12 protein-coding genes and 1 pseudogene are annotated in these 14082 nt (G+C 54.9%); 6 read left to right on the forward strand and 7 right to left on the reverse strand.

The window, feature by feature from the left end; all coding sequences use genetic code 11:
- Nucleotides 1-151: 151 nt before the first annotated feature.
- The 4 genes from F3I20_RS00005 to F3I20_RS00020 form a co-directional block, all read right to left on the reverse strand.
- Nucleotides 152-484 carry a type II toxin-antitoxin system PemK/MazF family toxin gene (locus F3I20_RS00005; protein ID WP_150037057.1) on the reverse strand — a complete coding sequence of 111 codons (333 nt, stop codon included), beginning with the start codon at nt 482-484 and terminating at the stop codon, nt 152-154.
- Nucleotides 485-742, reverse strand: coding sequence for an AbrB/MazE/SpoVT family DNA-binding domain-containing protein (locus F3I20_RS00010; protein ID WP_150013725.1), 258 nt, complete (start codon nt 740-742; stop codon nt 485-487).
- A gap of 328 nt (nt 743-1070) precedes the next feature.
- On the reverse strand, nt 1071-3290 hold the full coding sequence (gene katG, locus F3I20_RS00015; RefSeq protein ID WP_223813079.1) for a catalase/peroxidase HPI: 2220 nt from the start codon (nt 3288-3290) through the stop codon (nt 1071-1073).
- Between the two features lie 443 nt (nt 3291-3733).
- Complete coding sequence (locus F3I20_RS00020) at nt 3734-4756, reverse strand: LLM class flavin-dependent oxidoreductase (protein ID WP_150037056.1); 1023 nt, start codon at nt 4754-4756, stop codon at nt 3734-3736.
- 208 nt (nt 4757-4964) lie between these two features.
- Between F3I20_RS00020 and F3I20_RS00025 the strand changes: the two genes are divergently transcribed.
- The 4 genes from F3I20_RS00025 to F3I20_RS00040 all read left to right on the forward strand — a co-directional run bounded on the left by F3I20_RS00025 (nt 4965) and on the right by F3I20_RS00040 (nt 8977).
- On the forward strand, nt 4965-5927 hold the full coding sequence (locus F3I20_RS00025; protein ID WP_150037055.1) for a fatty acid desaturase: 963 nt from the start codon (nt 4965-4967) through the stop codon (nt 5925-5927).
- The gene (locus tag F3I20_RS00030; protein WP_150037054.1) at nt 5920-6693 is read left to right on the forward strand and encodes a phosphate/phosphite/phosphonate ABC transporter substrate-binding protein; all 774 of its coding nucleotides are present in this window, start codon (nt 5920-5922) and stop codon (nt 6691-6693) included. The genes F3I20_RS00025 and F3I20_RS00030 overlap by 8 nt, the downstream gene beginning before the upstream one ends.
- 180 nt (nt 6694-6873) lie before the next feature.
- Nucleotides 6874-7788 carry a ketopantoate reductase family protein gene (locus tag F3I20_RS00035; RefSeq protein ID WP_150037053.1) on the forward strand — a complete coding sequence of 305 codons (915 nt, stop codon included), beginning with the start codon at nt 6874-6876 and terminating at the stop codon, nt 7786-7788.
- 127 nt (nt 7789-7915) lie between these two features.
- A complete protein-coding gene (locus F3I20_RS00040) occupies nt 7916-8977 on the forward strand; it encodes a LacI family DNA-binding transcriptional regulator (protein WP_150037052.1) in 1062 nt (353 codons plus the stop codon).
- Between the two features lie 89 nt (nt 8978-9066).
- Here F3I20_RS00040 and tmaR read toward each other — a convergent pair whose 3' ends face one another.
- The 3 genes and pseudogenes from tmaR to dacD all read right to left on the reverse strand — a co-directional run bounded on the left by tmaR (nt 9067) and on the right by dacD (nt 12011).
- Entirely contained in the window at nt 9067-9393 is a 327-nt protein-coding gene (tmaR, locus tag F3I20_RS00045) for a PTS system regulator TmaR (protein WP_004571340.1), read from the reverse strand.
- 160 nt (nt 9394-9553) lie between these two features.
- Nucleotides 9554-10612, reverse strand: a complete 1059-nt coding sequence (locus F3I20_RS00050; protein WP_033733196.1) for an FUSC family protein — start codon at nt 10610-10612, stop codon at nt 9554-9556.
- A gap of 260 nt (nt 10613-10872) precedes the next feature.
- A pseudogene (dacD, locus tag F3I20_RS00055) lies at nt 10873-12011 on the reverse strand (serine-type D-Ala-D-Ala carboxypeptidase DacD).
- Between the two features lie 523 nt (nt 12012-12534).
- On the opposite strand from dacD, the gene F3I20_RS00060 reads away from it, so the two are divergent.
- Nucleotides 12535-13053 carry a DUF2778 domain-containing protein gene (locus F3I20_RS00060; RefSeq protein WP_150037051.1) on the forward strand — a complete coding sequence of 173 codons (519 nt, stop codon included), beginning with the start codon at nt 12535-12537 and terminating at the stop codon, nt 13051-13053.
- A 248-nt stretch (nt 13054-13301) separates the two neighbouring features.
- Nucleotides 13302-13793 carry an Hcp family type VI secretion system effector gene (locus F3I20_RS00070; protein WP_150019393.1) on the forward strand — a complete coding sequence of 164 codons (492 nt, stop codon included), beginning with the start codon at nt 13302-13304 and terminating at the stop codon, nt 13791-13793.
- Nucleotides 13794-14082: the final 289 nt, after the last annotated feature.

A 14082-nucleotide genomic window follows, 5' to 3' on the forward strand; every position in this document is an offset into this window, starting at 1 on the left:
AGCATGAAGTTGAAGATAAACAACTGTCGCTTCATGAGGTGTGAAGAGAGGGCTCTAAGAGTCCGAACTTAGTACGCCCCTATGGGGCGGAAAACAAAGCCGCCTTCTATGAAGGCGGATTTTTACTGATTTTTTTATCCACGCAAGCTATTCAGTTCAGAATGGCTTCAAGACGTGCCAGCACTTCATTCACGATAGCGTCAGGTAGTTGCTCAAGCCGCCTGCCTTCGCGGGCTTCCATATCGAGCGTCCTCGGCTGATCGCAGCGAATGACGCCCTTTGTCCTGCACCCCGCCTCATCCAGTGAAACCGCAAAACCTGCTGCGCGGGAAAAGTTTCCACCACTGGTGACCGGAACCACAATCGGTAATCGGGTGAACGTGTTAAACGAGGCCGGAGAAACGATCAGCACCGGACGCTTTCCACTTTGTTCATGACCTGCGGTGGGATCGAGTGTTACCAGCCAGATTTCCCCTCTCTCCATTTAGAGGTTCTCCTTACCTGCTGCAGGCGCATCAATCCATTCCCGATCCTCTTTGCTCATTTCAGCGTGTGGATCGCATTGCGCCAGCAGTTCCTCGAGTGAATATCGCGGGCGATTCTGAGGCTTAACGATCAGATAACCATTATCGATAGTCATACCGACTTCGCTGTTTGTCGACAATGCCAGGGTTTTCAGAACGGCGGGAGGAACCGCCAGCATGACCGATCCGCCAACCTTTTTAAGACGCGTGATAAACATAAAACACCTCCTGATGTTATATTTTAATATAACACCGGCGGACAATGGCGAGCAATTATTAATCAGTTCCATTCTCTTATTCTCCTGAACCGGACCTGCACGGGGATCAACTGTTTTCATCAGGATGAGAATAAAAAACGTTTCCAGGGAGGCAAAGGATTGGGCTAAATCCGATGAAAAAGTTGCGGCGCGGCTTCCATACGCAGACGACAGGCCAGTAATCAGAAGAAATCTGGCAAAAAAAACTGCACCTTAATCAGTCGGACCACCGACTTTTAGGGTGCAGTTGAGTATTAGCGAATTACGGCTTTAACAACGTCAGCAGCTATCAGATATCAAACCGATCCAGATTCATCACTTTGGTCCAGGCGGCGACAAAGTCTTTGACAAATTTTTCACGGGCGTCGCTGCTGGCGTAAACTTCCGCCGAAGCGCGTAACACTGCGTTAGATCCAAACACCAGGTCGGCACGGGTGGCAGTGAAACGGGTTTCGCCACTGACGCGATCGCGTCCGATGAATTTCTCATTGCTGCCATCAGTCGCTTTCCACTCGGTACGCATATCCAGCAGATTCACGAAGAAGTCTGTGTTCAGCGATCCCACATTGTGCGTGAAGATGCCGTGCTGGCTGCCATCGAAGTTAGTGCCCAGCGCACGCATCCCGCCCACCAGCACCGTTAACTCCGGCACGGTCAGGGTCAGCTGCTGCGCTTTATCGATCAGCAGGCTTTCGGTGGTCGTTTTACCAAAACCGGTGCCGTAGTTACGGAAACCATCGGCACGCGGTTTGAGCAGATTGAACGACTCAACGTCGGTCTGATCCTGACGGGCATCAACACGGCCCGGGGTAAAAGGCACGTCGATCGATACACCAGCCGCTTTCGCCGCCTGCTCAACACCGACCACACCCGCCAGTACAATAACATCCGCCAGTGAAGCCTTGTGGGCTTCGCGCTGAATGGCTTCCAGCGCAGGCAGGACGCGTGCTGCGACAGCATTGACGTCCCACTCACGCTGCGGCAGCAACGCCAGTCGGGCACCGTTGGCACCGCCACGTTTGTCGCCACCACGGAACGTCGATGCTGATGCCCAGGCAACAGAGACCAGCTCGCTGACGCTGAGGCCGGAGGCGGCAATCTTCTCTTTCAGCTGGGCGATATCTGCCACGGTGGGGTGATAAACCGGTGCAGGCAGCGGATCCTGCCAGATCAGATCTTCCTGTGGCACTTCTGGTCCGATGTAGCGCGCTTTCGGTCCCATATCACGGTGCGTCAGCTTAAACCACGCACGGGCAAAGGCTTCGTTGAACGCCTGTGGATCGTTGTGGAAACGACGCGAAATTTTTTCAAACTCCGGGTCAAAACGCAGCGTCAGGTCGGTAACCAGCATGGTCGGCTTGTGTTTCTTAGTGGAATCAAACGCATCCGGGATGATATCCGGCGCATCAGCTGCCACGAACTGAATCGCACCCGCCGGGCTGCGCGTCTGCACCCACTCATATTTGAACAGGTTCTCGAAAAAGTAGTTGCTCCACTGGGTCGGTGTCTGCGACCAGATCACTTCCAGGCCGGAGGTAATCGCATCCGGGCCGACACCCGTGCCGTGGCTGTTGACCCAGCCCAGGCCCTGCGCTTCAATCGGTGCGGTTTCAGGATCGACACCCACGTGGCTGGCCGGTGCCGCACCGTGGGTTTTACCCAGCGTATGTCCACCAGCAATCAGTGCCACGATCTCTTCGTCGTTCATGCCCATGTTGCCAAAGGTGGCGCGAATCGCCGGGGCTGCAGAGGCAGGATCGCCACTGTGTTCCGGGCCTTCCGGGTTCACGTAGATCAGACCCATCTCGGTGGCACCCAGAGGTGACTGTGCCAGGGATTCCGGGTGACGATGCTCCAGCCAGGCGGCTTCTTCGCCCCAGTTCACATCCATGTCCGGTTCCCAGACATCTTCACGTCCGGCACCAAAGCCGAAGGTACGGAAGCCGGAGTTTTCCAGCGCAACGTTACCCGCCAGGATGTAGAGGTCAGCCCAGGAGATTTTCTGGCCGTATTTCTGTTTAATCGGCCACAGCAGGCGGCGCGCTTTATCCAGACTAACGTTGTCCGGCCAGGAGTTTAAGGGGGCGAAACGTTGCTGACCACGGCCTGAACCACCGCGTCCGTCCACGGAGCGATAGGTTCCGGCGCTGTGCCAGGCCATGCGAATAAACAGGCCGATATAGCTGCCCCAGTCAGCGGGCCACCAGGCCTGTGACTCGGTGAGCAACCCTTTGATGTCAGCTTTCAGCGCAGAGTAATCTAATTTGGCAAATTCTTTACGATAGTCGAAGGATTCATCAAGCGGGTTTGAACGGGATGAGTGCTGATTCAGCAGATCAACGCGGAGCTGGTTAGGCCACCAGTCACGGTTGGTTGTTCCGCCACCCGGCGCCTGATTGGGCTGCGCTGGCTTGCCTGCATGAAAGGGGCATTTGCTTTCAGGCGCTTCGCGATCGGCTTCAACAATAGGCTTTGCATCTTTTGCATCTTCATCAATGGAATTGCTCATGGTCACACCTCTTTTTGTATTTTCATCGCTACTCTATAGAGGATTTTCAGGAACTCACACCTGTCTCATCCTATAAGATTGATAGCTTATCCCTTTGAATAAGGTTTGTTTCAACAGCTTCCAGCAATGGCGCATCGGATGTTACTACCCGGAATCATCAACGAAGCGGCATCGATGCTAATCAGACTATTCCGGCATAACCGATTGCACAACCCTCTTATTCATGGCTGGCAGAGCAGCGGCCTGACCAGCTATAGCCGCGGTAGCTGGCTAAACCGGTGTAGTTGATGGGATGGTCAGATCACACGCCAGACAAGAGCGGCCGAAAGACAAAAAGAGAAAATGATTAAAAAACGTTAACGATCGCAGAGGTGAATGACAGGTAACACAGGTTTATGGCGAAACAACAGAGCGCCCGCTTGTGCGGGCGCTCGGGTAGTCACTTAACGCCAGCCGAGTTCCGGGGCGACATACTTCAGAATCGCCTCAATCACATGGGCGTTATAGGCGACACCAAGCTGGTTCGGCACGGTCAGCAGCAGCGTATCTGCTTCGGCAATCGCCTCATCCTGCGCCAGCTGCTTAATCAGTACTTCAGGCTCTGCGGCATAGCTACGGCCAAAGATAGCGCGGGTTTTCTCATCCAGAAAACCAACCGAATCCTGATCGTTACCGCTGCGGCCAAAGTAGGCGCGGTCCATATCATTCACCAGCGCAAAGATGCTGCGACTGACGGAAACGCGTGGCGCATGCTGATGCCCCGCCGCTTTCCAGGCCTCGCGGTAGGCGCGGATCTGTTTCGCCTGCTGAATGTGGAACGGCTCGCCGGTCTCATCATCTTTCAGAGTTGAACTTTGCAGGTTCATGCCCATTTTTGCCGCCCACTCTGCGGTGGCATTGGAGCCGGACCCCCACCAGATGCGGTCACGCAGCCCTTCCGAAAGCGGCTCTGGTCGCAGCAGACCCGGCGGGTTCGGGAACATTGGCTGTGGATTCGGTTTAGCAAAGCCTTCGCCGCGCAGCACCTCCAGAAACTCTTCGGTATGACGACGGCCCATATCCGCATCGCTTTCACCCGCTTTCGGTTCAAAACCAAAGTAGCGCCAGCCATCGATCACCTGCTCCGGTGAACCGCGGCTCAGACCCAGCTGCAGGCGACCGTTGGAGATGAGGTCTGCCGCGCTGGCGTCTTCCACCATATAAAGCGGGTTTTCGTAACGCATGTCGATGACACCGGTACCGATCTCAATTTTGCTGGTACGGGCTGCCACGGCAGCCAGTAGCGGGAACGGTGAGCTGAGCTGACGGGCAAAATGGTGGACGCGGAAATAAGCACCATCTGCGCCCAGCTCCTCAGCAGCGACCGCTAAATCGATCGATTGCAGTAACACATCCTGCGCGGTGCGGGTGGCGGACTGCGCTGAAGGCGTCCAGTGGCCAAAAGATAAGAAGCCGATATTTTTCATCTGTATTTCTCCTGACAAGCGATAAACGCCTGTGGACATGAGCCGATTTTTGATAGGGGAAGGTTACGCCCTCCGCGCGGCTACGGATAGTCAATATCTTTCAGCGCTATATTCAGGAATTTCGACATAGCTAAGCAGATTATCTACTTTGTCTTTATCCGCGCTTTCTTTCACTCTCCAGACTCCCGCTTCTGCTGTCAGGTGAACGATGCACAACGGTTATCTCTCTTTACAGCAGCGCGCCTGGCTGAAACAGCGCGCGCGCAGCTGGCTCTGGCGCAGCGAACTGCCGACCTGGCTGCTGATGGGCGTGATTTACGGTGGCTGGTTCTCGGTGATGCTGAACTGGCAGATACTGGGGCATATGCCCGCTACCCTGCTGCTGATTGTTTTCACCACCTGGTATATGTCACTGCAGCATGAGCTGATCCACGGTCATCCCACGCGCTGGCCGCGGGTGAATCAACTGTTCGGCACCCTGCCGCTGGCGGTCTGGTATCCCTATGGTCTGTATCGCGACTCTCATCTGGCCCACCATCGCAATCACACCCTGACCGAGCCGGACGAAGACCCGGAAACCTACTATTTTTCCGCTGCACGCTGGGCGCAGTTGCCACGCTGGCAGCAGCAGCTGATTCATCTGCGCAACACGTTTCCGGGACGGTTGCTGCTCGGCCCGCTGCTGGATATCGCGTCGACCGTTGGCGGGATGTGGCAGGCGTTGCGCCGTGGCGATCGCCCTGCGACCGGCATGTGGCTGCTGCATGGCGCGCTGCTGGCTCTGCTGTTTTACTGGATGGCGGAGCTCGGGTTTTCGCCGCTGTGGTATCTGCTGGCGGTAAGTTATCCGGCGCTGGCGCTGACCAAGGTGCGATCCTTTTACGAGCACCGTGCAGCGGACGATCCGCTGGCACGTTCGGTGAATAATGAAGCGGCCTGGCCCTGGCGCATACTGTTCCTGAATCTGAACTACCATTCAGTGCATCACGATCTGCCTGGTGTTCCCTGGTATGGCCTGCGCCCGCTCTATCTGCGCGACCGCGAGCACTACTATCAGCGCAACCACGGCTTTCGGGTGGCGGGCTATCGGGTCTGGCTGCGTCTGTTCTGGGCCAGGCCAGTTAGTGTCAATGCCCATCCGGGCCGCTCAGGGGAGAAAACCCATGAATAATCTGCTCGCTTTGCCCATGTATGCCCTCCATCCACCTGCCACACGGGCATTGATGCAGGCTGTGGTGATGCTGCTGGCGCAGCATGACACAGAGGCGCAGCCGGTCTGGCCTGACGATCTGCTGGCCCTCTGGCGTGATGACCGGTTGCTGCTGAGCCAGACCTGCGGCTATCCGCTGGTCAGTCAGTTACCAGCGGTTCAGCTGGTCGGCACCTTTCACTATCAGGCACCGGGCTGCAGCGGGCGCAATTATCGCAGCTGGCTGGTGGCGCGTAATAAACAGGCGACGCTGGCCGATTTCAACGGTCAGCGGGCCGTAGCTAATAGCCAGGACTCGCACTCCGGCTATAACGCGCTGCGGTTTGTGGCGGCGCTTCAGGGCGTGACTTTTTCACAGCTGCTGCTAAGTGGCGGACACCGTCAGTCGCTGGCGGCACTGCGTGATTCACAGGCAGATATCGCCGCTGTCGACTGTGTGAGCTGGGCGCTGCTGGCGCGTTATGCGCCGGATGAACTGCGTGACCTGCATATCATCGGTGAGACGCCCGCCGCACCCGGATTGCCGTTGATCACGGCCGCCTCAGCGTCAGCGGCCCGGCTGGAGAGGTTGCGTACAGCGCTATATCAACTGGTCAGCGATCCCGCCTTTCGCGGCGTCTGCGACGATAATCTCATCAGTGGATTCAGCCCGGTGCAGCGAGACGATTATCAGGACGTGCTGGCGTGGGAACAGCAGGCTGCCGCGCTGGGCGTCACCCGGCTTTAACGCCGCACGCTGATTCGCCCTTCTGACCGGGAAAATCTGATTTTTCTGCATCCTCGCCTCACTGCTCACGCTTTCCCTGCCTGTTTTTTCACGCACCCCGATACGCTATGCCGGAGGCTAACGCTGGTAAGCACGCTCGCGGCGTTTTAAGGTAAAGGCTTTCAGCAAAGGGAGAGTGGAATGCGGATTCTGATGGCAGGTGCCGGCGCGACCGGTGGATACTTTGGTGCACGACTGGCTCAGGCAGGTCAGGATGTGACTTTTCTGGTGCGTGAACGCCGTTATCAGCAGCTGCAAAACAACGGGCTGGTGTTGCAGACGCCGCAGGGCACCGAAACGTTACTGCCGCAGCTGACGCAGGCCAGCACCCTGACGGGTCACTTTGATCTGATTATTGTGACGGTAAAAAGCTTTGCCCTTGATCAGGTGATGGAGGACATTGCGCCGGCCGTCGGCCCGGACACGCTGATTATGCCGATTCTTAACGGAATGCGGCACATCGCGACGCTGCAACAGCGCTTCGGCGAAGATAAGGTGATTGGCGGCCTGTGCAAAATCAACGCCACGCTGGGCGAACAGGGCGAAGTCATCCAGATGACACCGCTGCATCAGATCGTTTACGGCGCGCTGGACGGCAACAATGATGAACGGCTGCAGCGGGTTGATGCTGCACTGCGCGACTGTCAGGTTGATACCCTGTTCAGCGATAACATTATGGATGAGCTGTGGGAGAAGTGGCTGCTGCTCAGCACGCTTGGCGCGGTCTGCTGCCAGGCACGCGGCGACACCCGGCAGATCCTCAGCTCGCGCGGCGGCGAAGCGCTGCTACAGGGGATCTTTACGGAGATTCTGTCCGTCATTACTGCCGAAGGCTATCAGCCTCGCCCGGCGGTGACGGCCCGCATTTTTGAGCTGTTAAACGATCCTGCGACCCCGATGACCTCCTCAATGTACCGCGATCTCACCCAGGGTTATGATATTGAAGCCGATCAGATCATCGGCGACCTGCTGCAGCGGGCAAAACGAAACGGACTTGCCACGCCGCTGCTGAATGCGGTGGATGTGAACCTGCAGGTCTATCTGCAGCAGCGCTAACAACCGGCAACGTTCGCGGGTCGGGTGCCGCCCCATCCCGGCTGGCGTGGTGGTGAAAGTGTGGCCGGCAGCAGCAGTACAGCATGAAAATTTGTTACACTCGTCGCTTCATCTTTTGGAGAGTTCAATGACTTCCCGCTCCGTGACCCTTGATGATGTCGCTCAACTGGCTGGCGTCTCATATCAAACCGTTTCACGTGTTTTAAATCGTTCTGAACAGGTTTCAGCCCGCACGCGGGAAAGGGTTGAGGCGGCGATGCAACAGCTCAATTATGTGCCCAATCGGGTGGCGCAGCAGCTGGCGGGCAAAGCAACGCGCACGCTGGGTCTCGCCACCAGCGACCTGGCCCTGATGGCACCGGCGCAGATTGCCTCGGCGATTCAGCAGCGTGCTGCGAGGGCGGGTTATCATCTGGTGATTGCGATGGACAGCGGTCACGATGCGGCCGCCACCGTTAATGAACTGCTGGCTCAGCGGGTCGATGGGCTGCTGATTAACCTGCCGCTGGATGCCGATGAAGCGCAGCAGATCCAGTTGCTGTGTGGCGTCAAGCCGGTGCTGTTTCTGGATGTCGAACCGCAGGCGGCGGTGGCACAGTGTCAGTATCCTAATGAGTCCGGCGCACGTGCCGCCGTTGAACATCTGGTGGCGCTGGGGCATCGTCAGATTGGCCTGTTAAACGGGCCGCTGCGCTCGGTTTCGGCCCGTCAGCGCGAAAATGCATGGCGTCAGGCGCTGGCCGATCATCAGCTAACGCCGCACTGCGCGCTGCGCGGTGACTGGAGCGCACAGTCGGGTTATCAGGCGCTACTGACCCAGCTTCCCGATGATCTGCCGCAGGCGCTGCTGGTGGCCAACGATCAGATGGCGCTAGGTGCGATGCGGGCGCTGCATCAGTATGGTGTCGCCATTCCCGGCGAGATCTCCGTGATTGGCTATGACGATACCGCCGAGAGCGCGTGGTATCAGCCGCCGCTGACCACGGTGCGGCAGGATTTACACTATCTTGGCGCGCAGAGTGTTGAGCGCATGCTGGCGCGGCTTCAGGGTGACGAGGCACCAGATAATGCGCTGGAAACTACGCTGGTGCTCCGTGAGACCACCGCCCCGCCTGCTGATGAGCGGATCGATTTAGTGGCGCTGTCACAGCAGTTACAGGGGATTGCCCGCAGGCTGGTGGGTAAATAATTCTGCCCTGAGACAGGTAATAAAAAAACCCGCACCACCGAAGTGAATGCGGGTTCGCATGGAACGCAAAACGCATAAGCGCCCTGTTCTTATGCTTTCGGGTGTTCGCCCACGCCCATCGCTTTGATTTTTTTCGACAGCTCGCGACGTTCTTTAGACAGGTCGGCGTTTTTGATGATGTACTCATCCACGCGGTCTTCATAATCCACACGCATGCTGGCGATGATTTCCTGAATAGCCTCAACGCTCATGCCAGGTTTGATGTATTCGCTCAGGTTGTCGAGCAGCAGTACGCGCTTCTGGTTATCGCGGATTTTCTTCTCGTTATCGACAATTTCACGTTGCAGTTTGTTTTTGCGGCGGAACATACGCACGAACTCCAGGACGTCCTGAAATGACTGCTTGGCATTTTCCATGATGGCACCTTTCTTTAAGCCTGCTGACGCAGGGAGAGAGTCAAAACGATCAGCTTAGCGGCTAGCCCGCCAGGTAAGCAATTTTCGCAGCTAAATTCAGACTGGCTCTTATCTTAGCGCAAAGAAACCCGGTTTCACATTAAGTCATTGTCTGAGGTGATTATTTGCGCAGCGCCATCCGCATCAGATCGGTCATCCGCTCCAGCTGTTTCGCCAGTTCCAGCGTCAGCCAGACGTAACCGTAGATTGGCGTCTCTTCCAACCCGTCGCTGCCTGCTTCAGCAATCAGTCTGCGCAGTTCGCCGCTGATTTCGGTCAGCTCATGGCTATTGGCAATCACCTCTTCTGTCTCACCCTCAATCGCCATCACCGACAGCGCCCGTAGCGTATTCTCGGTCATCTGCTGCGTGCGGCGAAGTGCAGGCGCGTTAAGCATAATCAGGTGGCTCTCACGCGAGGCCCACCAGGCATTAATCTGCATCTCAATGGTGTAAACCATATTACGGTTTATGGTCTGAATCGCTTCAAGCACCGACTTCGGGATGCGGGTCTCTTTGCTCGACGGCTCCAGCAGCGCCCGCATTTTGATCACGCTGGTCAGCAACTTGCCAAGCGGCTTATTAAGACGCGGCTTTTCAACCAGGTTAGGCGAGAAGCCGGCGTGATAGATTTTTGCCATGCCCGCCAGCGTGTCGGAGAGCTGAATGCGCCAGTGTGTGTAGGCGCGCTGCGCCCAGATAGCGGTAAACAGCAGCGCCATGAGCGATCCCAGAATGACATCACCACCCCGCCACAGCGCCACGGTGAAATCGCCGGTTGGCGCACCCACCACCACGCTCAGCGTGATCCCAATCAGCAGCGCCATGTAGGGATGTTTGCCCAGCGTCAGGTAGCCGCTAATCACCATGATGATGCCGCACCAGGCCAGCATCACCGGCATGGAGATCAGCTCCAGCTTCAGGGCAATCAGGCCGGAAATCGAGCCCGCCACCGTGCCGCAGATGCGCTGCAGGGCGCGCGGAAAGACATTTCCCCAGGTGGAAATCGGTCCCATTACCACCACCAGCGTGATCAGCGGCCAGGTGCCTTCCGGAATACCAGTCGCCCGGACAAAGATAAAGCAGAGTAAAAAGGCGATGGCAATGCGCACGCCGTGGACGGATCGGTAATGGCGATAAAACCAGAACTCCAGTTTCGATATGGGCTTGTCAGGACGCAATGTGACTTTCCGGTTACAGGAACATGATGGGGCTATCTTAACCCTGAAAGCGGCTCGGGCTTAGCGCGGGCCGGATATTTCAAAACGGTTTTGACGTTCGCTTACAATTATCAACATCCGACTCACATACCTGACCGGAAGTCATGAACAACTTAATACGGCTTTTTAACCTTTCTCAGGAATCAGTAACAGGCTCAGGGAATAAATGTGAAAACGGGCAGCCCGCAGGCTACCCGTTTTCTGTACTGCCCGGCGGTTAATCAGAATTTCTGTTTAAGATAGTCTGTCAGTCGCGTAATAACACCGGCAGGTTCAACGGCACTCAGCGCCACCAGCGGATAGTGAGCAATCTGCTGATCTTTATCCATCACCTGAATCTCACCAATCACTTCATTGGCTTTCAGCGGCGCTTCCAGATCTTTACGATCGATGACGTACTTCGCCTTCACGTTCTGCACTTCACTACGCGGCAGAGACAGGTAGACATCTTCTGCCGTTCCCACCTCGACCTGATGCGGATTGCCGTACCAGACGTTTTCACTGCCAATCTTCTTACCGGCATGGAACAGCTGAACGGTATCAAAGGTGTTCTGGCCCCAGACCAGCAGTTTACGCGCCTGCTCTTCACGGCCTTTTGGGCTTTTACCACCCATGACGACAGCAATCAGGCGATGATGTTAAAACCCGCGGTCTCAGTGTGACCGGTTTTCAGCCCATCAACGTGGAGGTTGTTATCCCATAGCAGACCATTGCGGTTGTTCTGAGTAATGCCGTTCCAGCTCAGGGTTTTCTCACTGTACATGGCATAAAAGTCAGGCTCACCATCAATAATGGCGCGTGACAGCTTCGCCATGTCGAGCGCGCTGGAGTACTGACCCGGCGCATCCAGACCATGAACCGTTTCAAAATGCGTATTCTGCAGGCCGAGCTTCTCAACATAATGATTCATCATGCCGACGAAGTTCGCTTCGCTACCCGCCACGTAATCCGCCAGCGCAACGCAGGCGTCATTGCCGGAGTCGATGATCACGCCGCGGCTTAAATCACGGACGCTCAGCTTATCGCCTGGCTTCAGGAACATCAGGGAGGACCCTTTAAACACCGGATTCCCTGCACCCCAGGCATCTTTTCCAACCGTGACCATGTCGTCCCGGCTGATTTTCTTCTGGTCAATAGCGCGATCGACTACATAGCCGGTCATCAGTTTGGTCAGGCTGGCGGGATTGCGGCGTTCATCGGGATTGCCCGCGGTCAGGACCTGTCCGGTAGTGGCATCCATCAATACCCAGGAAGCCGCATCAATCGCCGGAGGCGTCACAGGAAAGGGGATCGTATCAGCCTGTGCCAGCGAGGCCCAGAAAACAGTAGCGGTAACGGAGAACAACAGACGCCTTTTCAACACTTCATCCTTAATTGCACGGGGAAAAATTTCTAAAAACGAAACGGAAACAGCCGCACGTTTTACGGCAAAAGCGCTGTGAAGGTTTGAATAAATTGAAAAAAAGTATGAACCGGGATGCCTCGGCGTTTTCGGGGAAAGCCCTTAACTTCTGGCGCGTAACAATATGGCTTACCACAGGGACAGGCTCGGGACCGCTATAGGGGTTCGGTCACGCTGGATCATAAAGGCGTGAAACAGACAACGATCTTCCCTCACCCTACTGCGTGCAGAGGCGCAGAGAGCGAATAGAGATACTGAAATGTCTCACTTCAAATCCCATGCTTACCAGCATCCCCTATTGTGCAGAGCATAGGTGCGGTTATTTCAAAAGCATTGACAGCCCATGTCAGATCACTTTTCTGTTTACAAAACAACCACAAGACCTTAGTTTTAGCATGGTTAATCGCCTTGTTTTAGCATGCAGCAGTCAGAGGTTTATCCGGTGAGTAATTAACTCTCACTTTTTGCTAAGGGATTCAGCATGGCACTACATGGAAAAATGATTCTCAATGGCGCTGATTACGCGCCATTTAATCTGTATGGCGTCGGGGTATTTATGGCGCATTCTGGGAAGGGTATGTATCGCAACAAAGGCGCGTGTTCAGCGATTCCGAGTGATGGCCCGCTACCTCCAGGGAAGTACTGGATAGTTGAAAGGGGGGCGGGGGGCTTGCTTTCTTGGGCTAAAGCAACAGCCCAGGATCTTTTTAACAAAGTCTATTATGGAGCTGAGTTTGGTCGTGATGAGTGGTTTGCATTATACAAGGATGATTGGGGTATTGATGATGGAACGTGGATAAACGGTGTTCACCGTGGCCTATTCAGGTTACATCCGGGAACGGTTTCTGAGGGCTGCATCACAATAGCCCACAACTCTGATTATGCTCTTATCAGAAATGCATTATTAAGAACGGCACCAATGCAGGTTCCCTGCATGCGTTCACTCATGGCCAGGGGCTGGGTGGAGGTAATTGATGGTTATAAAAACACTTGCCCATAAGTTCTTAAAGATTGCCTATTACATCATCGTGTCATTAATCGTAGCCCGAACACTAGGCAACCCAGAAATTTGGATGAACGACGATTTAACTAATCAGCTGGGTCACCTCCTCCACGGCCCAGGAGAAATAGGGGCTGACAATTTTTATGACATGTATTTTTACATATCATTAATAACAGTCTTCCCAATAACAACACTTATTTATTATCTGACAATGAAGTTAATCAAAAAACTAAGGAGCAAGTAAAATGCCAATCCCTCCATATATGTGGCTCAAAGACGACGGCGGCGCTGATATCAAAGGGTCCGTGGATGTGCAAGACCGTGACGGCAGTATCGAAATTATCGGGCTAAGCCACGGTATTAACCTGCCAGTGGACAGCGCAAACGGCAGAATAACGGGTACGCGGCAGCACTCTCCTATGATGATTGAAAAGGAGGTTGATAGCTCTACGCCGTATCTCTATAAAGCAGCAGCTACAGGCCAGACGCTAAAAAGCGCCGAGATTAAATTTTACCATATAAATGATGCTGGGCAGGAAGTTTGTTATTACAGTGTCTTAATGGAGAATGTAAAAATTACCGGCGTCAATTGCGGCGTGCCTAATGTAAAGTTAGCGGGAAATGATAAGATGAATCATGTTGAAAGTGTGAGCATGCAATATGAAAAAATCACCTGGAAAATTGTAGACGGTAATATTCAGCATGCAGACGCATGGAATGAAAGGCATACAGTCTAGGTAATAAAAAGCCCGGCAATAGCCGGGCTGGTGTTGGCAGATAAAAAGTAAAGCCCTAGCATATGAATAGTTTTACAAGTCCGGGTATTATTGACCACCCTACCGCACATCCAACTACTACCCATTCCCACGCCATCCCCCTTTTCACTGCCAGACTCCCTGCATCTGCGACCAGATTACACGCAGTATGGCAATGGCTTTAACCCGATTTCAGGCATCCTGAAGAGCCAGTGCAGGATATCAGCTAAACTCAGCCGCTGGGCTTTTACCGTTCAGCCTGTAGCGATAC

The sequence above is a fragment of the Candidatus Pantoea gossypiicola genome, assembly GCF_008632075.1.
In the GTDB taxonomy this organism is placed as follows: domain Bacteria; phylum Pseudomonadota; class Gammaproteobacteria; order Enterobacterales; family Enterobacteriaceae; genus Pantoea; species Pantoea gossypiicola.

Coding starts and splice junctions, on each gene's coding strand:
- F3I20_RS00070 (WP_150019393.1), top strand. CDS start 13,302: ATGCCAATCCCTCCATATATGTGGCTCAAAGACGACGGCGGCGCTGAT.
- F3I20_RS00060 (WP_150037051.1), top strand. CDS start 12,535: ATGGCACTACATGGAAAAATGATTCTCAATGGCGCTGATTACGCGCCA.
- F3I20_RS00040 (WP_150037052.1), top strand. CDS start 7,916: ATGACTTCCCGCTCCGTGACCCTTGATGATGTCGCTCAACTGGCTGGC.
- F3I20_RS00010 (WP_150013725.1), bottom strand. CDS start 742: ATGTTTATCACGCGTCTTAAAAAGGTTGGCGGATCGGTCATGCTGGCG.
- F3I20_RS00030 (WP_150037054.1), top strand. CDS start 5,920: ATGAATAATCTGCTCGCTTTGCCCATGTATGCCCTCCATCCACCTGCC.
- katG (WP_223813079.1), bottom strand. CDS start 3,290: ATGAGCAATTCCATTGATGAAGATGCAAAAGATGCAAAGCCTATTGTT.
- F3I20_RS00025 (WP_150037055.1), top strand. CDS start 4,965: ATGCACAACGGTTATCTCTCTTTACAGCAGCGCGCCTGGCTGAAACAG.
- F3I20_RS00035 (WP_150037053.1), top strand. CDS start 6,874: ATGCGGATTCTGATGGCAGGTGCCGGCGCGACCGGTGGATACTTTGGT.
- F3I20_RS00020 (WP_150037056.1), bottom strand. CDS start 4,756: ATGAAAAATATCGGCTTCTTATCTTTTGGCCACTGGACGCCTTCAGCG.
- tmaR (WP_004571340.1), bottom strand. CDS start 9,393: ATGGAAAATGCCAAGCAGTCATTTCAGGACGTCCTGGAGTTCGTGCGT.
- F3I20_RS00005 (WP_150037057.1), bottom strand. CDS start 484: ATGGAGAGAGGGGAAATCTGGCTGGTAACACTCGATCCCACCGCAGGT.